Origin of the sequence: Paraburkholderia unamae (genome assembly GCF_003268775.1) — a bacterium.
Taxonomy (GTDB): domain Bacteria; phylum Pseudomonadota; class Gammaproteobacteria; order Burkholderiales; family Burkholderiaceae; genus Paraburkholderia; species Paraburkholderia unamae.
On sequence record NZ_QLSU01000037.1, the window covers coordinates 13,126 to 34,264 of the forward strand.

The window sequence follows — 21,139 nt, forward strand, 5'->3', positions numbered from 1 at the left end:
CGCGGGAGCGGCGATGCTCTTCCTGTTGTTCGAACTGGACGGCGAGCGATACGCGCTCGATGCGCGCGAGATCGCGCACGTGCTGCCGCTCGCGCCCGTGCGCGCGTTTCCGGGCACGCCCGCGTATATCGCCGGTGTGATCGACCACGAGGGCGCGCCCGTGCCCGTGGTCGACCTGTCGATGCTCGCGCTCGGGCGGCCCGCGCGCGCGCTCATGTCCACGCGGCTCGTGCTCGTGTACGACCATGACGGCACGGCGGGCTCCCCGGGTTCGTCCGCGCCGCCGCGCTCGCGCCGTCTCGCGTTGCTGCTCGAATGCGCGACCCGCACGCAGTCCATCGCGCCCGAGCGCTTTGCCGAGGGCGGCATCGCCACGCCCGAGGCGCGCTGGCTCGGGCCGGTCGCGCGCGACGAAAGCGGTTTCGTCCAGTGGGTGAAAGTCGCGCAACTGCTCGATGCACGCGTGCGCGCGCTGCTCTTTCCCGATCCGCCTACGTGGCAAGGTGCGCCATGAGGATGGTCGATCCGCGCTTTGGCGCCTGGCTGCTCGACGAAACCGGCATCGACGCCGAATCGCTCGGCGCGAACGCACTCGCGCGCGCGGTGGGCGCGCGGGCGGCGGCGACCGTGGGCGTGGAAGCGGCCGATGGCTATGGGGTCGCCGCTCACGCCCAGCGCAACGAGTGGGCGAGCGGCGTGGCGTTGCCCGAATGGGCGCGCGAAGCGTACTGGCAACGCCTCACCACCACGCCCGCCGAGCGTCAGGCGCTGATCGACGTGCTCGTCGTGCCCGAGACGTGGTTCTTCCGCGAGCGCGAGGCCTTCGCCGCGCTGGCGCGCCTTGGCGCGAAGCGGCTCGCGGCGCAGCCCGGCGAGGTGCTGCGCGTGCTGAGCGCGCCGTGCTCCAGCGGCGAGGAGCCGTACTCGGCGGCCATGGCGCTGCTCGACGCGGGTCTCGTGCACGAGCAGTTCGCCATCGACGCGATCGACATCAGCGCGCAATCCATCGCGGCGGCGGCGCGCGGCGTGTATGGCCGCAACGCGTTTCGCGGCGACGGCCTCGCGTTTCGCGAGCGCTACTTCGAGGCGGCGCCCGATGGTTGGCGCATTGCGTCGACGGTGCGGCGCGCCGTGACCTTCGAGCGTGCGAACCTGTTCGAATGGCTCGCGCCGCATCCGGTGCGCTATGACTTTATTTTCTGCCGCAACGTGCTGATTTATTTCGACCGCGCCGCGCAGGACCGCGCGATCGGATTGCTGCGCGCGCGGCTTGCCGAAGGCGGCATGATCTTCGTCGGACCGGCGGAAACGGGGCTGATGATGCGGCACGAGATGGCGTCGGCGTATATACCGCTCGCCTTCGGCTTCCGCGTGCCGGCGCCCGAAACGAACGCCGCGCCCGTGCCCGCGCCGCTGCCGGTCATCGCGGCCACGGCCGCCGCGCCCGCGCTCGGCAGCGCGTCGGTGTTCAAGCCGCTCGACGCGCCGGTGGCCGCACCGGCGCGCCGGCCCGCGCCGCCGCCGCTCGCCCTGCGGCCCTTGCATGGCGCGCCCGCGCCGCGCGCGGCGGCCGTCGTGCGGGTGCCGGCCGCGACCGCGCAGACGGATGCCACGCCCGAGGCCGCGCTCGCGCAGGCGCGGCGTCTCGCCGACGCGGGTTCGCTCGCCGACGCCGAACGCCTCGCCGCCGACGCCGCGAAGGCGCTCGCGCACAATGCCGACACCTGGTACCTGCTCGGCCTCATCGCCGACGCCCAGGGCCGCGCGGCCGAAGCGCACGGGCACTATCGCAAGGCCATCTATCTGGAGCCTTCGCACTACGAAGCACTGACGCATCTGGCCGCGCTGCTCGAAGTGCAGGGCGACGCTGACGGCGCGCGCCGCCTGATGCGCCGCGCACAACGCGCCGCCGAGCAGAACGGGGACGATGAACGCAATGAACGCGACGCAGGAGGCGCGCATGCCTGAACGCGACCTGCTGCCCGACACGGCGCTTGCCAGTCCGCCGCCGTCAATGTGCTGGAAGGTGATCGGCACGCTCGGCGACAACTCGTGCCCGCGCCTCGAACAGTGCGTGCGCTGCCTGAATTGCCCGGTTTTCGAAGACGCCGCCGCGCGCATGCTCGACCGGCCCGCGCCGCCCGTGCAGGCGCTTGCGCCCGCCGTCGCCACGCCCGCGCGCGCGCAAGCGGGGCAACAGGCGGGCAAGGAAGGCTCGCTGGTGTTCCGCGTGGGCGCCGAATGGCTCGCGCTGCCGGCCACCGTGCTGCGCCAGGTGGACGAAGCCCGCGCCATCCACACGCTGCCGCATCGGCGCAGCGCCGCCGTGCTCGGCGTGGTGAACGTGCGCGGCGTGCTCACGCTCGCGGCTTCGCTCGCCGCGCTGCTGCATATCGAGCCCGCGGCGTCGGGTGCGTTCGCGGCCGGGCAGCGCGCCGCCACGCCGCGCCTGCTAGTGGCGGAATGGGCGGGCGCGACGACGGCGTTTCCCGTGGACGATGTGGAAGGCGTGGCGAGTTTCAGCGCCGACGAATTGTTGCCCGCGCCCGCCACGCTCGCGCAGTCGGCCGGGCGTCACGTGCGCGGCGTGACGAACTGGCGCGCCCGCTCGGTGGGCGTGCTCGACGCCGATGCGCTATTCGATGCGTTGGCAAGGAGTTTGCGATGAGCGACGACGAACTGAGCCGCCGCTCGCTGCTCGACCTGTTCCGCGAGGAAGCGCAGGCGCAAACGCGCACGCTCTCGGCGGGACTGCTCGCGCTCGAATCCGCGCCCGAACACGCGGCCACGCTCGAAGACTGCATGCGCGCGACGCATTCGCTCAAAGGCGCGGCGCGCATCGTCGGGCTGCCCGAGGCCGTCGAGGTCGCCAGCGCGATGGAGGATTGCTTCGTCGCCGCGCAGCGCGGGGAATTGCGCATCGACGCGGCGCGCATCGACGCGTTGCTCGTCGGCATCGACATGCTGATCGCGGCGGGCGACGCCAGCGCGCCGCCGCTTGCGCACGAGGCTGTGCAGGCGTTCGTCGCGCGGCTCACCGGCTTGGCGTCAACGCCCAACGAGGCGCACGAGGCCGACGCGTTCGCCGCGCTCTCGGCCTCGCTGCGACTGCCCGAGCCGGAACCGGTGCCCGAACTTGAGCCCGAACCCGAACCCGAACCTGCGGCCGTCGAGCCCATCGCGCCGACACAGCCGCAGCAACCGCGTCCGGCCGATGCCGAGCGCATGCTGCGCGTGCGCGCGGGCACGCTCGACCGGCTGCTCGGCCTCGCGGGCGAATCGCTCGTGGAGTCACGCCGCATGCGGCCGTTCGCCGACGGCCTGCTGCGCGTGCGCCGCGCGCAGGGCGATGTGCTCGCGGCGCTTGGTCAGTTCCACGAGCGCCACGTCGACGCGCTCGACGCCGACGCACGCACGGCGCTCGCGGGCATTCGCGAAGCGCTCGTCGGGCTCGATCGTCAGCTTTCCGAACGATTCGACGATCTCGACCGCATCGACCGCCGGGGAACGCAGCTCGCGCAACGCCTTTACGATGAAGCGCTGCAATGCCGCATGCGGCCGTTCGGCGACACCGCGCATGCCTATCCGCGCATTGTGCGCGACCTCGCGCGCTCGCTCGGCAAGCGCGTGCGCTTCGCCATTGTCGGCGAGTGGACCCAGGTCGATCGCGACATCCTCGAAATGCTCGACGCGCCGCTCGGCCACCTGCTGCGCAACGCGCTCGATCACGGTATCGAGGACGCCGAAACAAGGCGGCGCGCGGGCAAGTCCGAGGAAGCGAGCCTCACGCTGGAGGCGCGCCACAGCGCGGGCAAGCTGCTCATCACCGTGGCCGACGACGGCGCGGGCGTGGATCTCGATGCACTGCGCGCGAGCATCGTCGCGCGCGGTCTCGCGCAGGCCGAGGCGGCCGCCGCGATGTCCGATGCCGAGCTGTTCGACTTCCTGCTGCTGCCCGGCTTTTCGATGCGCGACACGGTAACCGACGTGTCAGGGCGCGGTGTGGGCCTCGACGCCGTGCAGAATTTCGCGAAGGCGGTGCGCGGCACCGTGCGCATCGAAAGCACGGCCGGGCAGGGTACGCGTTTCGTGCTGCAACTGCCGCTCACGCTTTCGGTGGTGCGCAGCCTCATCGTCGAAGTCGCGGGCGAAGCCTATGCGTTCCCGCTCGCACATGTGCGCCGCGCGCTCAGCGTGCCGCGCCACGCGATCGAGATGCTCGAAGGTCAGCAGCACATCCCGTTCGAAGGGCGGCCCGTGGGCCTCGTGACCGCGCGCCAGTTGCTCGGCGCGCTCGCCGAGCCGAACGCGACGGGCGACCTGAACGTCGTGCTCGTGGGTGGCGAAACGGGCCTCTATGGCGTGGCCGTGGACCGCTTCGCGGGCGAGCGCACGCTCGCCGTGCAACCGCTCGACGCGCGTCTGGGCAAGGTGCGCAATGTCATGGCCGCGGCGCTGCTCGAAGACGGCGCGGTGGCGCTCATCGTCGACGTGGAGGATATCGTGGCCTCGGTGGGCCGCCTCGTGCGCGACGGACAGCTCGCGGGCGTGGCGCGCGGCGGCCACGATGCGGTGCGCGCGCGCAAGCGGATTCTCGTTGTCGAGGACTCCTTGACGGTGCGGGAGCTGGAGCGCAAGCTGCTCGAAAAGCGCGGCTACGAGGTGACGGTGGCCGTGGACGGCATGGATGGCTGGAACACCTTGCGCAACGCGCGCTTCGACCTCGTGATCACCGACGTGGACATGCCGCGCATGGACGGCATCGAACTCGTCACGATGATCAAGGGCGACGCGCAGCATCGCAACGTGCCGGTGATGATCGTCTCGTACAAGGATCGCGAAGACGACCGGCGGCGCGGCCTCGACGCCGGCGCCGACTACTATTTGACCAAGGGCAGCTTCCACGACGAGGCGCTGCTCGACGCCGTGAACGATTTGATCGGGGAGGCGACGGGATGAAGATCGGTATCGCCAACGACATGCCGCTGGCCGTCGAGGCGCTGCGCCTCGCCATCGCCACGCGGCCGGGCCACCGCGTGCTGTGGGTCGCCGCGAATGGGGAAGAGGCCGTGCAGTTCTGCGCGGCGCAAGTGCCCGACGTGATCCTCATGGATCTCGTCATGCCGAAGGTGGATGGCGTGGAGGCCACGCGCCGGATCATGGCGCACTCGCCGTGCCCGATCCTGATCGTCACGAGCAGCGTGGGCGCGAACGCCTGGCGCGTGTACGAGGCGATGGGCGCGGGCGCGCTCGACGCTGTCGACACGCCCACGCTCGCGGGCCCGGAGGCGCGCCGCACGATGGATTTGCTGCTCGCGAAGATCGAGCAGATCGGCCGCGTGTCCGGCGCGCTCGACGTGGCCGTGCGCGCGCCCGCAATCGCGGCCTTGGGCGCGCAGAACGCGCCGCTCGTTGCGATCGGCGCCTCGGCGGGCGGGCCCAGCGCGCTCGCCGCCGTGCTCGGCGCGTTGCCCGCCGACTTCGGCGCGGGCATCGTGATCGTGCAGCACGTGGATCAATCGTTCGCGGAGGGTATGGCGAACTGGCTCGACGGCCAGACGGCGCTCACGGTGCGCATCGCGCTGGAGGGCGAGCGGCCCGCGCCCGGTTGCGCGCTGCTCGCCGCGACCAACGATCATCTGCGCATGACAGCGCATGGCAAGCTGGCTTACACTCGCGAGCCTGCCGACACGCCTTACCGCCCCTCCGTGGACACGTTCTTTCACAGCCTCGTCGAGCACTGGGCGGGCGAGGCGATCGGCGTGCTGCTCACGGGCATGGGACGCGACGGCGCGATCGGGCTGAAAGCGATGCGTGCCAAGGGCTGGCACACGATCGCCCAGGACGAGGCCACCAGCGCCGTGTACGGCATGCCGAAGGCCGCGGCCGCGCTGTTCGCCGCACGCGCGATCCTGCCGCTCGACGCGATTGCTCCCGAGCTTGCGGGCCGGGTCAAACCACTGAATTCATCTGCCGGCTAGCCGCCATTCATCACGAGACGCACCGACATCATGACTGAGAAGTCCACACTTCCTGCCAACGCCAGCCTCGACACCGGCGGACCCGACGACGCTTCGCTCGCGGTCGCGCTGGAAGCCGTGCACAGCGCGCTCGAGCAAACCCTGCCCGCCGCCGACACGCCGATGATGGTGCTGCTCGTCGACGACCAGGCGATCGTGGCCGAGGCCGTGCGCCGGGCGCTGGCGAGCGAGCGTGAGATCGACTTCCACTACTGTGCGCATCCCGAGCAGGCGGTGCGTACGGCGGAGGAAGTGCGCCCGACCGTGATCTTGCAGGACCTCGTGATGCCGGGCACCGACGGCTTGACGCTCGTGCGCGCCTACCGCGCGAACGAGGCGACGCGCGACGTGCCGATCATTGTGCTTTCCACGAAGGACGAGCCTGCCATCAAGAGCGCGGCGTTCGCCTCGGGTGCGAACGACTATCTGGTGAAGCTGCCCGACAGCGTCGAACTCATCGCGCGAGTGAAATATCATTCGCGATCCTATGTCAACATGCTCCAGCGCGACGAGGCTTATCGCGCGTTGCGCCGCTCGCAGCAGGAACTGCTCAAGGCGAATCTGGAGTTGCGCCGCCTCACGCATTCGGACGGGCTCACGGGACTCTCGAACCGCCGCTATCTGGACGAATTCCTGAGCGCCGAGTGGAAGCGCGCGCTGCGCGAGCATACCGAAGTCTCGCTGCTGATGATCGACGTGGACTATTTCAAGCCGTATAACGACACGTATGGCCACGTGGCAGGCGACAACGTATTGCGCTCGGTGGCGACCACGATCCGCCGCGAGATACGCCAGCCGCGCGACCTCGTGGCGCGCTTTGGCGGCGAGGAATTCGCCGTGGTGCTGCCGGGCAGCGGCAGCGCGGGCGCGCGCCTGCTCGCCGAGAAAATGCGCCGCGACGTGGCGGCGCTGGCGTTGCCGCACGTCGGCTCCGCCGTGAGCGAGCACCTCACCATCAGCGTGGGCGTGGCGACGCTCACGCCCACGCCAGGACTCGCGGAAACGGCGCTCATCGAAGAAGCCGACGCCGCGCTCTACCGCGCCAAGCGCGACGGGCGCAATCGCGTGGCGTTTTCCACGCAGGTTTCGGGCCGTCATTGAAGGGCGTTGCTAGCTGACGGTACGTACGCGCAGGCGCCCGCTCTTCTGGGGTGCGTACGAACTGACCGGCGACGCCGCACGATGAGCTCAGGTGGCTAATTCCTACCCTGGCGTCCACTCGTACATGAGAATCTTGGCCCGGGCGTCGTCCTCAACGAGCACCACATAGTCGCCGTTGTCGCGCTGCGCGGCGCTCATGCCCATATAGATATCCACCCACCCGGTGGTGCTGCCCACGTTCGCTCCCGGTGTCATCGAGCCGACCATCTGGCCGCTGCGCGTGTCGTACACATCCACGCGCGGCGTGTAAAGCTCCGCGATGAACACATAGTTGCCCGCCACCGCTATCCCGACGGTTGTGACCTGCGGATTGCCGCTCGTGTTCCAGGGCAGCGAGGCCTGCCAGGTGAGCGTGGGCGAGCCGCTCGACCAGTTGTCGTAGCGCGCGAGCACCGGCCCGGCCTCCTTCCAGAGCGACGCGTTCCACGGTATGGCGGCGGTGAAGCCGGTGATGTACATCGTATCGGTTTCGGCCACATACACGATGCGCGCAATGCGGTTGAACGGCGCAGGCATCGCGAACATCTTCGACGATGCATAGGTGTACTGCGGATTGCCGTTCGCGTCGAGCCCCTGAAGCGGCATCTCACGAATGCCCGATGCGGGCGTGGCGAGCCACACGTTGCCGGGCGTATCGACCCACCAGTAGCCATTGCCGACTGTCGCGCCCGTCGACGGGTTCGAGGTGATTTCGTCGGCGCTCACCTTGCCGTCGCCATTCGCGTCGCGCCACATCCATTCGCCGTACGTGGGCTGACCCGCGGGCCAGTTGCCCGGCAGCGGATTTTGGGCGAGGAAGCCCGAGGGAATCGCGACTTCGCCATCGGTTGCGGGCGAAAAGCGGTAGACGTTCAGGTAGTGCGCATACTGGTCGAGCGTGTAGAGGAACAACTGCCCGTTGAAGCGGCGCACCATGGGCGAGCCGCGCACGCCGCGCGTGGAGTGCAGCGCGGGATCGTCCGGATAGGCGAAGCGGTTGAGCGTGAAGCCCGCATAGGTCCATTGCTTGCCCGGCGGCTGGCTGTAGTCGAGCGCGAAGCGCTTCGAGCCGGTGTAGACGTTGGCCGCGTTGGCGGGGTCGAAGGCGGCTGCATCGACGAACGTGAGGCCATCGAGGCGCCAGCCCAGTGAGCGCGCGCCCATCGCGTAGCTTTCGAGCACGGCCCCCTGGCCCACGAGCGCGGTGCCGAACGGGCGCAACCCTTGGCCGTTCTGCGCGACGTACAGATTGCCCGCCCGGTCATAGCCGATGCCCGTGATGCCGTTGAAGCGCCAGTCGCCGGGCGTGCCTTCGACGACGTGGAAGATGCCCTGGCGCGTGCCGAGCGCGCCGGCCGCCGCCATCTGCCCGTTCGACGCGCGGCTGTAGAGCAGGATTTGCTGCGAGGGTCCGTTGTCGGCAATCGAAAGCTGGCCCGAGGGCGCAAAGGCGAGGTCGGTGGGCACGGTGCCCGAGGGCAGCGCGGGCGCGTCGTTCAGCGCGGTCCCGTCCGCGCGATAGTGGCTGACGCTCGCGCCGCTCGCGTCCTGCATGCCCTGGATCACCCAGAGCGTGCCGTCGGCGCCAAGCGCGATGCGCCCGGGCGTGGGCACGGTGAACGAGCGCAGTTGGCGCATCGTCTGCGCGTCGTAGACCACGATGCGGTTGTCGGCGGTATCGGCCACATAGAGTTCGGTGTCGGTGGCGGCAAGGCCGCGCACGGCGCCGTCCGTGCTGCTCGATGCCGCGAGCACGCGCAGGAAGCTGTTCTTCGTCGCGTTGGCGCTGTTGCCGATGCCGCTCGTGAACGGCGCGCCTTGCGCCACGTTCGAACGCAACCGGCGCGTCACGCCGAACCACGTCTGGTTAGCGGGCGGATAGTCCGCGCCCACGAGGCCGTTGTTCTGATTGCCGATCGACATCGCGGCGTACACATAGGTGCTGTTCACGGCGATGGCGTCGCCGCCCGCGTTGCCCCAGCCATGCGTGTTGCCGCCCACGGCGAGCTTGTCGCCGCCGCGATAGACGCCGATCTCGCTGCCGCTTTCATCCCAGGGCGCGTTGGCGTAGGCGGTGCCGTCGGGCGCGACCGCGATCGCTTCGACGTCTTGCTGCATCCACTTGCCGTCGCCGAAACCGAAGCTGTTGCCGATCCAGGACGTGGTGTAGTTGAGCGTGCTCTGCGCGACGCATGGCTGAAATGCGAGACCTTGCAGCGCGAACGACAAGGCGGTCAGGCGTGTGGCGAATTTCACTTGTATCCCCGTAATTGCAAAGCTGCCGCAAGGCGCGCGGCAGCAGGGCGTGATGCTCGCACGTGGATGTAAGGAAATAATTCGAACAATATTCAGCGCGGGTAACAGGCAATTTTTTTATGCGGATGCGATGAGCACGCAGCCGTTCACATCGCGTTGACGGGTTCGATGCATGCGAAACGAATTTGCCTGGCAATCCGAATTAATGTCATGACTGTCATGTAGAACGGAGTGTCGCAGAGAGACCAACGCCGCCGCGGGCCGAGCGCTTTCCCGTTTTACTTGTCGCGAGTAATATGGCACTAATTTACTGCCGATTCCGCGTTCGAACCGTTATTTCGAATCACGGCGGGAATAATCGCCGCGGCGGCGTGTTAGTCCGGCATCTCCACCCAGCATTGCGCCACGATCATGAAGTTCCGCGGGCCGCTCGACGAGCCGCCGGTTTCCGAAGCCGATATTCAGGCCTATAGCGATGGCACGCTTGCCGGCGCGCGTGCGGCAAGCGTGCGGCGCTACCTCGCGGGCCGGCCCGGCGAGTGGCGGCGCATTCTGTTTTACCGGCGCCTGAACGCGCAGATCCGCGATGCGTACCCCGCGCAGGCGGCGCAGCCGCACGGCGCGCCCGCCCGGCCGAGGCGCGCATTGCGCTACGCTATGGCTCTCGCGGCGGCGCTCGCGCTGGCCGGTGCGGCGCTGGCGTGGGTCTCGGCGTCGGACCCGTCGCAGCAGATGCTGAACGACGCCGCGGTGATGGCGCTCATGGAGGCGGCGAACGCCGGCCCGGAGGCGGCGGTGGACGCCGCGGTGCAACCGCCGTTCAATTTTGGCCCGGCCGGTCTCACGTACGTGGGCGGCGGCGAGGTGAAGGTCGGCTCGTTCGCGCGGGCGCAGCGCTATGTGTACGAAAACAACGAAGGCGAGCGTGTGGTGCTGCTCGGCGCGCCCGCCTGGCTCGCGGGCGCGGCGCCGCAGTGGAGCGCTCATCGCGCGGGGCCGCTGCGGCTCCTGATGTGGCGCGAGCACGGCACGCGCTGGGTGCTCGCGGGCAACGCGCAAACGCACGGGCTCATGCGCGCGGCGGACCTCGCGACGATGCCGTCGCGCGACGGCGGCGCACCGTGAGCGCATTTGAGGATGCAAACCGGGATGCAACCCAGGATGAAACATGGACATCCGTGACGAGCTGATAGAACACGTGCCGCGCCTGCGACGCTACGCGCGCGCACTGATCAACAACCGCGAGCTGGCCGACGACCTCGTGCAGGACACGCTGGAGCGCGCCATCGCCCGCACGGAGCTGTTTCGCTCGGGCACCGACCTGCGCGCCTGGCTTTTCACGATCATGCACAACATCTTCGTGAACCAGGTGCGCAAGTCGGCGTCGCGCGGCGCGCACGTTTCGGTGGACGACGAGAGCGTGCCCGAGGCCGACTACGCCGTGCCCGCGAGCCAGATGGGCACGCTGGAGGTGCGCGATCTCGACTACGCGCTGCAACGCCTGCCCGTCGAGCAGCGCGAGGTGGTGCTTCTGGTGGGGCTGGAGGAAATGAGTTACGCCGACGTCGCATTGGCGCTCGACATACCGATCGGAACGGTCATGTCGCGTCTGTCGAGGGGACGTGAACGCCTGCGCGCGCTCATGGCCGGTTCCGTCCCGCGTGCGAACCTGAAGGTGGTGCGATGAGCGAGCAACAAAACCCAGTCACGCAAGACGAGATTCACGCCTACGTGGACGGCACGCTTTCCGAGGCGCGCCGCGCCGATGTGGAGCGCGAACTCGAACGCAACCCCGATCTCGCCGCGCGCGCGAGCGACTTCTTCGCGCTCAACAACTTGCTGCACGAGCGCTACGACCGCGTGCTCAACGAGCCGCTGCCCGCGCGCTTGCGCGTGGCCGCGCCGCAGCCCGAGCAAATCAAGGTGCGCCCTGCGGCCAACTGGTCGCGCTTCGCGGGCCTCGCGGCCACGCTCGTGCTGGGCGTGGGGATCGGCTGGGGCATGCACTACGGCATGGGCGGTACAGCGGGCGTCGGCACGCCCGGCGGCGCGGGTGGTGGTGAACTGCATGCGGTGAGCGCGGACGGCACGGAGCGCCTGGCTCAGCAAGCGGCGCTCGCGCACGTCGTCTACATGCCGACGGTGGCGCGCCCCGACACGATGGACGACAGCCAGGAGCAGGACTTCGTGAAGTGGCTCGCCGGCCGTCTCGGCACCAACGTGCGCGCGCCGATGCTCGCGAAGAGCGGCTTCGAACTTTCGGGTGGCCGCTTGCTGCCCGGCGACGATGGCGAAGTCGCACAGTTCATGTATCACAACGCCCAGGGCGAACGCGTGACGCTGTGCATCTCGCACCGCAAGGCGAGCGCCAACACCACCGCGTTCAAGCTCTACGAGGACGGCCCCGTGAACGTCTTCTACTGGGTGGACGGCGACTTCGGCTACGCGCTTTCGGGCGGTATCGACCGCAAGGTGCTGCTGCAACTCGCGCACGATGTCTACGCGCAACTCACGCCGCGCTGAGCGCGTGGCGTGAGTTGAGCTTGTCGCCGAGGCGCGTTACCTGAGCTTCACGGCAACGAAGCTGCGCGCATTGTTACGCTGGATCAGCAGCGACATGCTTTTGCTCGCCTTCGCTTCGAGGGCGGCCGCTTCCTCCTGCGACTCGACCAGGGTGCTGTCGAGCGAGAGCACGACGTCGCCCGGCCGCACGCCCGCACTCGCGGCGGGGCCATTGGACGCTTCCACCATCAAGCCGAGCGGCAGCCCGGTCGAGCGCTTTTCGTCGGCGCTCAGGGCGTGCATGACGAGGCCGAGGCGGTCCGCCGCGCGCCGGGCGGCGGGCGCGGTCGCCACGGCGGCGGGGGTGGCTTGCGCGCTCGTGTCGGTCATCACCGTCTTGACGGCTCGCACGTTGCCTGCGGGCGGCGGGCTCATCGCATCCGTTGCGCCGGGTGCGGCGCGCGCGTCGGTGGCTTGCGCCGCCTGGGCCGCCGGGATTGCCTGGGTTGCCTCGGTTGCAGCGACGGCCTTCGGCTCGAATGCCGTATTCGAGAATCCCGCCTGGGTCGCGTGATGGTTGCGGATCACCTTGAGCGAAGCAGGCGTGGCGGGCGGCACGGCGGCGAGTTCCGCAGCGAGCGTCGAGGCGCGGTCCACCGGCTTGTTGCCCACCTGCACGATCACGTCGCCGGCCCTGATACCCGCGTGGCCGATGGGCGACGCGGGGTCGACGGCATCGACCAGCGCGCCGCCGGTGCCCGGCAAACCGAGCGCCGCGGCGAGGCCGGGACTCACGTCTTCGACCTGCATGCCGAACGTGCGGATAGCGCCTGAACTGGCGGCGGCGTTGGCGGCGTTGGCGGTGGGAGAGGCGCCTGCGGGCGCGGCCTTGCTCGCCGCCTGCAACTGCGCGCGGAACTGGTTGGCCGCTTCGATCGGAATGGCGAAGGTCAGGCCTTCGTAGCGGCCGCCGTCCGCGTAGACCTGCACGTCGATGCCGATCACCTCGCCCGCGCGATTGAATAGCGGCCCGCCCGAGTTGTCGGGATTGACCGCCACATCGGTCTGGAGGAACGGGAACGCGCGGCCGTCGGGCAGCGTGCGCGAGGTCGCGCTCACAATGCCGGTGGTCACGGTGTTCTGGTAGCTGTCCGGCGAGCCGATCGACAGCACCGGTTCGCCCACGTGCACCTTCGAGGCGGCACCGAGCTTCACGAACGGCAAGTCGTGGGCGTCGATCTGGAGCACGGCCACGTCGCTTTGCGGATCGACGGCGACCACCTCCGCCTTGAACTCGCGCTTGTCGGTCAGCCGCACGCTCACTTCCTCCGCGTTGTCGACGATATGCGCGGTGGTTAGCACGACGCCGTCAGGGCTGACGATGAAGCCCGAGCCGGCGCCCATCATCACGCGCGGGCCGCCGGCGTCGGCGCCGGAAGCGGGGCGCGGCGCGCGCTTGAAGAAGGCGAAGAACGGATCGTCGGCGTCGATGGCTTCCTGCTCGGGCGGCGCGGTCTGGTCATCGGCGCCGCGCGCGATCACGTGCACGACGGCGGGCCCGTAGCGCTCGGCAAGCGAGAAAAAGTCGGGCGCCGCCCCGGCGGTGGCGGCCGTGGCCGCTGTGTCCGCAGTATCCGCACTAGTCGCGGTATCCGCATTGTCCGCGTTGTCCGCCGTGGCGGGCGGGGTTGCCGGGGGCTTGCTGGCGGCGGCTTGTTCTGCGGCCGGTTTGGCGGGCGGCCTGGCGGCCGGCGAAGCAGGCGTTGCCGCGTTCGCCTCGAGGCTGAACGCGCCGGCAAGCGCGGGGACTAGCAGAGGTAAAAGCGCGGGTGAAAGCGCGGGTGAAAGCGCGGGTGAAAGCGCGGGTGAAAGCGGAAAGGCAACCGCAAGGGTAAGCGCCGCCGCGGGGCGCGAAGTGCGGGCGAAGATCAGGCGGAGCACAGCACACCTCCCAGTGGTCATCGTGCTGGCGGGCGGTACCCGGTTGCGCATGGCAATCGCGTGCCGACGCACATAGTGTAGTCACGCGGCGAGGCAATTGGGGGGGAGGGTTTGTCCTGTAACGCACGCAAAACGCCCCGCTCGTTTCGGGCGGGGCGCGACGTTTCGTCGAGCGCCTTCGGCTGCGCCGGACGCTTGCGGTTTCGGTGCGGGCGCGGCGACCGCGGCTCAACTCCCCGAATACAGATTGCAGAAGCTCACCGGCCCCACGCACTCCGCGTGCGGAGCGCCGGCGGCGCTCGTGCCTTGCATGGGAGCGCCCATGCCGCTGGGTTCCTGCTGTTGTTGCTGTTGCGCCTTCGCGCGCGCGACTTGCTGTGCGAATACGGGGCTCACGTCGGGATACGAGCTGTCGGTCACGAACTGCGAGCCGTTGGCCTGCGCTTCGATCAACTGCTCGCGCACCTGGGCGCGCGTGAGGCCCTGGGCCGATGCGGTGGAAAGCGCGCCGATGCAAGCGAGCGAGGCGAGCGAGACGATAAGCGGGCGGCGGGTGTTCATTTCGAACTCCTTAAGAAATGGCGTGGTTCGGCAACCGGTGGAGATCCGGTCGATCCGACGGAGACTGCAATGGGTATACCCCGCCAGGTACCGTCCTATTCCCGTGGAGTTGTAACGGCCGCTTTCGCGCGTGGCGAAAAAGCGTTAGCTATCAATCATGCGGAAGGAGGTGGCGATGCGCTACGTGAGCTGCACCTGGAGCCAGTGCGGCAGTGCCGCGCCGGCGAGGCTCGCGCCCAGCAGCGCGAGCGCGCCGGCCAGCAGCAGAACGAGCGGGCTCACCCGCGTTCTGAGCAGCACGCAGAGCGAGACGACGGCAATCGCCTTCGCGGGAAGGCCGCCGTTGAGCGATTTGAGCAGCACCCAGCCCGCCGCGAGCATCATGCCTGCCGCGATCGGGCGCAAGCCGCGTTCGAGCGCCAGTTGCCACGCGGCGCCCTGATAGCGGCCCCATATATGCGTCACGCCGTAGATCAGCAAACCGGTGGGCAGCAAGAGCGCGGCGGTCGCGACGACCGCGCCCCAGAAGCCGGCCACCTGCCAGCCGATGAGCGTGACGAGCAGCGAGCCCGGCCCCGGCGCCATGCGCGAGATCGCGAAGTCGGCGGCGAACTGGGAGTGCGTCATCCACGCGTGCACATCCACGACCTGACGCTGGATCTCCGCGATGATCGCCTGGCCGCCGCCAATCGTGACGAGCGAAAGTGGCGCGAAAATGGCGGCAAGCTGACCGAGCACGCGCGCGTTCATCGCGCGCCCCGGCGAATCGCCACGTATTCGTAGAGCACGCTCAAGCCGCCGCCAGTCACGACCACCCAAACAAGTGGCAGGCGCAGCACGCCGATCGCAACAAATGTGGCGACCATCAACAACAGGGGCAGCACCTGGCGCCGCACGCGCCGCGCGGTCACGACGCCCATCGAGAGCGACAGGCCTGTGGCTGCTGCTGCGGCGCCCGCGATCAGGATCTGGGTCAAGGGGTGCAGGATCAGCGCGCCCACCACGGTGCCGAGCAGGATGATGACGAACGCGGGCGGCACGACAATGCCGGCCACGGCAACCGCGGCGCCGCGCCAGCCCAGCAGCCGGTGGCCGATCCAGATGGCCATGTTCTTGACGTTGATGCCGGGCAGCGCCTGCGAGATGGCGAGCCCGTTGAGGAAGTCTTCTTCGCTGATCCAGTCGCGATCCTGGACGAATTCACGCAGCAGCCAGCCGCTCACGCCGCCGCCGAAACTCGTCAAGCCGATGCGGCTGAAGATCAGAAAAAGCCCGGCCAGCGTGGGGCGCGGCGAGACGTGTGGCGTGGGTGCAGTCACGGAGAGGGCGCAGTGGGTGATGCGGCAAGGGGCGGGGAAATTATAGCGCCGCCGCGCGGGCAACGTTGAGGCGTCAACGAACCCTGCCGACTATCATTGGCCCATGTGATAAATCAATTAGATGGTAATCCTCAGCGATTTTGCACGTGCTTGATGAGGTTCTCGCGCAGCGTGACGATCTGCTGCTGAAGCTTCACGAATTCGTCGGCCCCGAGCGCGGTGGCGTCGGTGAGGTCCATCTTGAAGCACTTTTCGCGCAGCCGCCGGCCGCTCCTGGTGAGGCTCACGCGCACCTGGCGCTCGTCCTCGGGGTCGCGCCGCCGTTCGAGATAGCCCATGGCTTCGAGCTTCTTCAGCATCGGCGTGAGCGTGTTTGATTCCAGGAACAGCTTTTCGCCAAGGCCGCTCACGGTCTGGTCGTCTTCTTCCCAGAGCGCCACGATCGCGATGTATTGCGGGTAGGTGAGACCGAGTTCCTCGAGCATCGGCTTATAGGCCTTGCCGAACGCCAGGTTCGTGGAATAGACCGCGAAGCACAGGAAGTCGGAGAGCGGCATCTCCGTGGGGCGTTCCGTCGATTTCATCGGGATCCTCGTTGGGCTAAGGGTGCGCCGGCAAGCGGCAATCTTATCGCATGCGATTGTATCGCAATGGATTCAATACCGCTTGCGGGTCACGGCTCCGCTCGGCCCGGCGCACGGGCTTAGTGGTGTGCGAACAGCACATCGCGCTGCGCGATGGGGGGGCGGCTGCCGGCTTCGGCGCGGCCAACGACGCTGCCGCCATAAGCCGATCGCGCAGCGTTTTCGTCAGCGCCTTCGGCGGCCAGCGTCTGGACGCTCTGGCCCCGTTGCGACGCCGGGGCGCCGACGGTGGGACGGTAGCCGGGCGCGGGGCCATAGCCGCTGGCGAATGCAGGTGCGGCGGTGGCGGAAAGGACGGCGAACAGGGCGACGATGAGTTGGGTCTTCATGATGGGATCTCGCTAGAAAAGTGACTGGCTGGATAAAAGGTGAGAGTCTGGCTTACGCCGTGACGACGTTCATGGCGACTTCGATGTTTCCGTGCACGGCCTTCGAGTACGGGCAGATCTGATGGGCCGAGCGCGCAAGCGCCTCGGCGAGTTCCTGGGCCACGCCCGGCACGCGCACGGTGAAGTGGGCGCCGAGGAACCAGCCCGGGCCGGTCTGGCCGACGTCGACCTGAATATCGACGGAGGTGTCGGCGGGCAATTCGACTTTTCTCAGCGAAGCGGCGATGCCAAGTGCGCCGATATAACAGGCCGACCAGGCGCCCGCGAAGAACTGCTCGGCGCTCGGGTGGGGCGCGGTGCCGATGAATTCGTGGTTCTCGCCGCCGGGGGCCGACAGCTTGATGTCGACGGCGCCATGCTCGCCGTGCTGGACGGCCGGGTCGCGATTGACGGTCGTGTGGGTCTTGCCGGAGAAGTTGACGGTTTCGACTCGGGTCATGATGGGTTCCTCTGAAACTTGGATGCGTGGCTATTTAGATCGTATGCGATGTAATCGCATGCGTCGAATAGTGGGCGAAGCCTTCGTGTATGTCAAGCGCAAAAGATTAAATCGCATGCGATATATTGATGGGGCGACGGAAGGGCCATATCGAACGCGGGGCAGGGCCGAAGCATGGACGCGCAGAATTCAGCGGGCGACAAGGGCCGCTAAGATGGCTGGGCTCGCAGCGTTTCGGTCGCTGTCTTTCCTCAGTCCCTTCACTTGTCCGCCGCGCGTCGCTCGGGGCGTGACGTGAACCCCACGCCTTGCTGCCCTTTGCTCATGCCCAGGAAAAAGACCAGCGTCTGGTTCAGAGGCCTCGAACTGCTCACGCCCCCTATCGCACCGCGTGCCAGGAAAAAGGCCGCGAACGCCAAGCGAGCGGCTGGTCCGGCCGGCCGCTGGATTCGCTCGTATCATTCCGCGCCGCCACTGGCCGGGCACCTCGTCAACCACCTTGCGTATTCGCTGTATCTGCCTGCGGCGGTAAAAGAGGCGGCCAGCGCCGGGCTGCCACTCGTCGTCTTGCTGCACGGCTGCAAGCAGACTGCTGAGTCGTTCGCGGCAGGCACGCGGGTTTGCCGCCTGGCGGAGCGCTCGGGCTTTGCCGTGCTGCTTCCCGAGCAGGCGAAAACGGCGCACGCGCAACGGTGCTGGCACTGGCATGGCGAGCCGGCGCAGTCCGAGGCGCCGGCCATCGCGTCGCTCGTCGATGCGATCGTGCGACAGCACGGGTTCGACCGCGAGCGGGTCTACCTGGCGGGCATCTCGGCGGGAGCGGGTCTCGCGGCCGTGCTCGCCCTGCGCCATGCGAGCCTGTTTGCCGCCGTCGGCCTGCATTCGGGGCCGGTGTTCGGCGCGGCCACGTCCACGATGAGCGCCATGCACGTCATGCGCCGCGGCAGCCGCGACGACCCGGTGAGCCTGATCGACGCCGCCATCGGCGGCATCGTGCATCCTGGCATGCCGGCCATCATCGTGCACGGCGAACTCGACGCCGTCGTGGCGAAGCACAACGCCGAGCAACTCGGCCTTCAGTTCGCGCACGTGAACCGCCTGATCGACGCGCAGGGTGTCTTGCGTGCGGGCGAGATCCGCACCTATCGTCAGGACGACGTCGATTACACCGACTTTGTGAAGTCGGGGCGGCTCGCGGTGCGGGTCTGCATCGTTCGAGGCCTTGGGCACGCGTGGAGCGGCGGCGACCCGAACGTGGCGTTTCATTCGGCCAGAGGGCCAAATGCCATGTCGATGATGTGGCGGTTTTTCCAGCGCCAGCGCCGCAGCGTGGCGCACGGGGCGGCGCGATCGTCGGCTTGAGCGGCGTCGTGCGGGCCTTAGCGATCGCTTGCGTGGCGCACTCGCACGGGAAGCAGCATGGCCCCGGCGAAGCACAGCAAGTGCAGACCGGCGAGCGCGGCGAATGCCGGCAGAAAGCGTCGCGGCTCCCCGGCCGATGAACTTTGCACTGCCAGGGAAATGGCCATGGAGACGAGCGTCGTTGCGACCGGGCCGCCAATTCTTTGCGCGATATTCAACGCGGTGTTCGCCACGGGCAGTCGCGCCTTCGGCATCGACGCATAAGCGGCCGCAATCGAAGGGATGCTGATGGTTCCCTGGCCCACGCCCGCGAGAAACAGGCTGACCAGCGCCACGCCCGTGGAGAATGAGTGGCCGGTCATCCACAGGAACGGGATCGTGGCGAGCAAGGCCAGCAGTGCGCCGCTGGCGGCGAGCACGCGGCAGCCCAGGCGCTCGGTCAGAAAGCCGATGCATGCAAACGAGGCCATCATGCCCACGCCCGTTGCGGCGAGCAGCGCGCCCGCGTGCGCGGTGGACAGCCCGCAACCGGCTATGAGGTACAGGGGAACGGCCAACTGCCGCCCGTACAGCATGCCGTTGGCGAAAAACTGCGTGACGGCCGGAACGGCGAAGCTGCGCTGCGCAAACATCGTCACATCGATCAACGCCGATTCTCCGTGCCGCTTCGAGTACCACACGAAACCCGCGAGCAAAGCCGCGCCGGCAACGAGCAGCGCCTGGCCCGACGTGTGGGCAGCACTCTGGAAGCCATAGACGAGCGCCACGAGACCCGGCGAGATCAGCGCGAAACCGGCGAAATCGAAGCGCCTGTGCTGCACGAGGCCCGCGTCGGGCGGGAGCAGAAGGATGGCCAACGCAATGCCGCTAGCGCCAACGGGCAAGTTGATGAGAAAGAGCCAGGGCCATGACGCCTTCGCGAGCACCGCGCCCGCAAGCACGGGGCCGAGTATCGGCCCGAGCAGAATGGGCAGGGTGGCGTAGCCCATGACGCGTTCCATGTTCTTGCCCGCCACGCGCCCGATCATCATCTGCGCCATGGGGGCGAGCACACCGGCAACGAGGCCCTGGAAAATGCGCGCGCCGATCAGTTGCTGCATGGTCTGCGCCCCGGCGCACAGCATCGAGGCGAGCGTGAAGGCGGCGAACGAGAACAGATACAGACGCTTCGCGCCCACGCGGTCCACGAGCCAGCCGTTGAGCGGCAGCATCAGCGCCATGGCCAGCAGGTAGCCGCTCACGATCCACTGCGCCGTGGCCACGGGCGAGCCGAGCGCATGGCCGATCGTGGAAAGCGACACGTTGACGAGCGTCGAGTCCATCTGCGCCATGAACGAGCCGATGGAGACGACCGCCGCCACTTTCCAGACCAGCGGATCGATACGCCCGGCGGGGTTGGCGTTCATCGTTCCGCCAGTTTTCTGATGAGCGCACCGGCCTTGAACAGCGTGGCGCGTTCGCCTTCGTCCAGTTCCGCGATGGCGTGCGAGAGCCACATTTGCTTGGCGGCGCGCGTCTCCTTGCGGAGCTGCCGGCCCTTTGACGTCAGGTCGATGAGTATCCTGCGCCCGTCCGTGGCATGCGGCGTGCGGGCGACGAGGCCCAGTTCCTCCAGCGCCGCGATCGTGGCGCCCATCGACTGGGGCCGCATGCCCTCGGCGCGCGCGAGCGCGGCAATCGTGGCTGGCCCGTCGTTGGCGAGGCGCGACATGACGACGGATTCCGTCATCGAAAGGGCGTCGGCGTGGGACTCGTTGCGGGTGCGCCGCACGAGCATGCCGATTGCCTGCATGAAGTCGATGACGGCGGGTTCTATGGTTTTGACGGACATGGTTAGCCACGCGGCTTCGGGTGGGGCATGTCTCGCATCATGAAGATAAACAGGTAAACTTACAAGTTTACCTGTCAAAAAAATAATCGATTGGATGCAGAAGACAGGAAGCAATGAGGAAAAAGAGGGACCGGAAAAACCGGTCCCCCTTGGGTTCTCGCAACCTGGGTCTTGCGTCAGACCGCAATGCCACTCAAACCGGCGGCGCCTCGCAGTTGTCGCAAACGGCAAGCGACTTCCCGATCACGCCGCGCAGCTTCTCGCTGTGCTGCGCGGGCGCGTCGATCAGGAGCAGATTGTCGTCGAGCGCGCTTTGCAGATCGACACGGCCTGCCAGCAACGCCTGAAGTGTGACGTTGGCCACGACCAGCACGACGCTGCGCTTTTCGACGTCTTCCGTGGCGAGGTCGGGCATCTCGGGCACGATGTCGGGATCGAAACCTTCCGGTGTGGCGTGGAAGAAACCCCAGGTCTCGCCTTCGATCAGCAGGACATAGAAGTCGGGCAGTGCCAGCAACTCATCGATGGCAACAGACGTTTCGAGGCGATCCTGAAACACCTTGAGCGTTTCGATGGCGGCCAGGCGTTGCCGCGCGGTGGCCAGCACGCCTTCGGTCTTGTCCTCGGTGAGGAGTCCGCTGTCGATCGCGCCGCGCGTGGCGGTCGCGACGCACAACGCCAACGGGTGACCGATGCCGAATTCGATCTTGAAGTTGCAGATAGCGCACATGGTTC

21 protein-coding genes are annotated in these 21,139 nt (G+C 68.2%); 10 read left to right on the forward strand and 11 right to left on the reverse strand.

The window, feature by feature from the left end; all coding sequences use genetic code 11:
- The first annotated feature begins 13 nt into the window (after positions 1-13).
- Genes C7401_RS38010 through C7401_RS38035 form a run of 6 tightly spaced genes read left to right on the forward strand, consistent with a single transcriptional unit; the run spans position 14 to position 7,121 of the window.
- Positions 14-514 (forward strand): chemotaxis protein CheW, encoded by a 501-nt coding sequence (locus tag C7401_RS38010; RefSeq protein WP_112177196.1) that lies wholly within the window; start codon positions 14-16, stop codon positions 512-514.
- Complete coding sequence (locus C7401_RS38015; protein ID WP_112177197.1) at positions 511-1,968, forward strand: CheR family methyltransferase; 1,458 nt, start codon at positions 511-513, stop codon at positions 1,966-1,968. The genes C7401_RS38010 and C7401_RS38015 overlap by 4 nt, the downstream gene beginning before the upstream one ends.
- Positions 1,961-2,668, forward strand: a complete 708-nt coding sequence (locus tag C7401_RS38020; RefSeq protein WP_112177261.1) for a chemotaxis protein CheW — start codon at positions 1,961-1,963, stop codon at positions 2,666-2,668. The genes C7401_RS38015 and C7401_RS38020 overlap by 8 nt, the downstream gene beginning before the upstream one ends.
- A complete protein-coding gene (locus tag C7401_RS38025; protein WP_112177198.1) occupies positions 2,665-4,959 on the forward strand; it encodes a hybrid sensor histidine kinase/response regulator in 2,295 nt (764 codons plus the stop codon). Before C7401_RS38020 ends, C7401_RS38025 begins: the two co-directional genes overlap by 4 nt.
- Positions 4,956-5,981, forward strand: a complete 1,026-nt coding sequence (locus tag C7401_RS38030; RefSeq protein WP_112177199.1) for a chemotaxis response regulator protein-glutamate methylesterase — start codon at positions 4,956-4,958, stop codon at positions 5,979-5,981. Before C7401_RS38025 ends, C7401_RS38030 begins: the two co-directional genes overlap by 4 nt.
- A gap of 30 nt (positions 5,982-6,011) precedes the next feature.
- Positions 6,012-7,121 carry a diguanylate cyclase domain-containing protein gene (locus tag C7401_RS38035; protein ID WP_112177200.1) on the forward strand — a complete coding sequence of 370 codons (1,110 nt, stop codon included), beginning with the start codon at positions 6,012-6,014 and terminating at the stop codon, positions 7,119-7,121.
- Positions 7,122-7,223: 102 nt separating this feature from the next.
- On the opposite strand, the gene C7401_RS38040 is transcribed toward C7401_RS38035, so the two are convergent.
- A complete protein-coding gene (locus C7401_RS38040; protein ID WP_373864481.1) occupies positions 7,224-9,416 on the reverse strand; it encodes an NHL repeat-containing protein in 2,193 nt (730 codons plus the stop codon).
- 411 nt (positions 9,417-9,827) lie between these two features.
- Between C7401_RS38040 and C7401_RS38045 the strand changes: the two genes are divergently transcribed.
- Genes C7401_RS38045 through C7401_RS38055 form a run of 3 tightly spaced genes read left to right on the forward strand, consistent with a single transcriptional unit; the run spans position 9,828 to position 11,939 of the window.
- Positions 9,828-10,541: an anti-sigma factor gene (locus C7401_RS38045; protein WP_112177202.1), complete on the forward strand. Its 714-nt coding sequence runs from the start codon at positions 9,828-9,830 to the stop codon at positions 10,539-10,541.
- Positions 10,542-10,584: 43 nt separating this feature from the next.
- On the forward strand, positions 10,585-11,103 hold the full coding sequence (locus C7401_RS38050; RefSeq protein WP_112177203.1) for a sigma-70 family RNA polymerase sigma factor: 519 nt from the start codon (positions 10,585-10,587) through the stop codon (positions 11,101-11,103).
- Complete coding sequence (locus C7401_RS38055; RefSeq protein WP_112177204.1) at positions 11,100-11,939, forward strand: anti-sigma factor family protein; 840 nt, start codon at positions 11,100-11,102, stop codon at positions 11,937-11,939. Before C7401_RS38050 ends, C7401_RS38055 begins: the two co-directional genes overlap by 4 nt.
- A 36-nt stretch (positions 11,940-11,975) precedes the next feature.
- Here C7401_RS38055 and C7401_RS38060 read toward each other — a convergent pair whose 3' ends face one another.
- The 7 genes from C7401_RS38060 to C7401_RS38090 all read right to left on the reverse strand — a co-directional run bounded on the left by C7401_RS38060 (position 11,976) and on the right by C7401_RS38090 (position 17,211).
- A complete protein-coding gene (locus tag C7401_RS38060; RefSeq protein WP_258397382.1) occupies positions 11,976-13,859 on the reverse strand; it encodes a trypsin-like peptidase domain-containing protein in 1,884 nt (627 codons plus the stop codon).
- Between the two features lie 228 nt (positions 13,860-14,087).
- The gene (locus C7401_RS38065) at positions 14,088-14,420 is read right to left on the reverse strand and encodes a DUF4148 domain-containing protein (protein ID WP_112177205.1); all 333 of its coding nucleotides are present in this window, start codon (positions 14,418-14,420) and stop codon (positions 14,088-14,090) included.
- A 180-nt stretch (positions 14,421-14,600) separates the two neighbouring features.
- A complete protein-coding gene (locus C7401_RS38070; RefSeq protein WP_112177206.1) occupies positions 14,601-15,170 on the reverse strand; it encodes a chromate transporter in 570 nt (189 codons plus the stop codon).
- Positions 15,167-15,739, reverse strand: coding sequence for a chromate transporter (locus tag C7401_RS38075; protein WP_258397383.1), 573 nt, complete (start codon positions 15,737-15,739; stop codon positions 15,167-15,169). The genes C7401_RS38070 and C7401_RS38075 overlap by 4 nt, the downstream gene beginning before the upstream one ends.
- 131 nt (positions 15,740-15,870) lie before the next feature.
- Positions 15,871-16,323 carry a MarR family winged helix-turn-helix transcriptional regulator gene (locus C7401_RS38080; protein WP_112177207.1) on the reverse strand — a complete coding sequence of 151 codons (453 nt, stop codon included), beginning with the start codon at positions 16,321-16,323 and terminating at the stop codon, positions 15,871-15,873.
- A 119-nt stretch (positions 16,324-16,442) separates the two neighbouring features.
- Positions 16,443-16,712: a hypothetical protein gene (locus C7401_RS38085; RefSeq protein WP_112177208.1), complete on the reverse strand. Its 270-nt coding sequence runs from the start codon at positions 16,710-16,712 to the stop codon at positions 16,443-16,445.
- Positions 16,713-16,764: 52 nt separating this feature from the next.
- The gene (locus C7401_RS38090) at positions 16,765-17,211 is read right to left on the reverse strand and encodes an Ohr family peroxiredoxin (RefSeq protein ID WP_112177209.1); all 447 of its coding nucleotides are present in this window, start codon (positions 17,209-17,211) and stop codon (positions 16,765-16,767) included.
- 324 nt (positions 17,212-17,535) lie between these two features.
- Here C7401_RS38090 and C7401_RS38095 point away from each other — a divergent pair, with 324 nt between their 5' ends.
- Positions 17,536-18,573 carry an extracellular catalytic domain type 1 short-chain-length polyhydroxyalkanoate depolymerase gene (locus tag C7401_RS38095; protein WP_112177210.1) on the forward strand — a complete coding sequence of 346 codons (1,038 nt, stop codon included), beginning with the start codon at positions 17,536-17,538 and terminating at the stop codon, positions 18,571-18,573.
- 17 nt (positions 18,574-18,590) lie between these two features.
- On the opposite strand, the gene C7401_RS38100 is transcribed toward C7401_RS38095, so the two are convergent.
- From C7401_RS38100 to C7401_RS38110, 3 genes are all read right to left on the reverse strand, one after another.
- Positions 18,591-19,979: a DHA2 family efflux MFS transporter permease subunit gene (locus C7401_RS38100; protein WP_112177211.1), complete on the reverse strand. Its 1,389-nt coding sequence runs from the start codon at positions 19,977-19,979 to the stop codon at positions 18,591-18,593.
- The gene (locus C7401_RS38105; RefSeq protein WP_112177212.1) at positions 19,976-20,404 is read right to left on the reverse strand and encodes a MarR family winged helix-turn-helix transcriptional regulator; all 429 of its coding nucleotides are present in this window, start codon (positions 20,402-20,404) and stop codon (positions 19,976-19,978) included. Before C7401_RS38105 ends, C7401_RS38100 begins: the two co-directional genes overlap by 4 nt.
- A gap of 193 nt (positions 20,405-20,597) precedes the next feature.
- Positions 20,598-21,134, reverse strand: a complete 537-nt coding sequence (locus C7401_RS38110) for a hypothetical protein (protein WP_112177213.1) — start codon at positions 21,132-21,134, stop codon at positions 20,598-20,600.
- Positions 21,135-21,139: the final 5 nt, after the last annotated feature.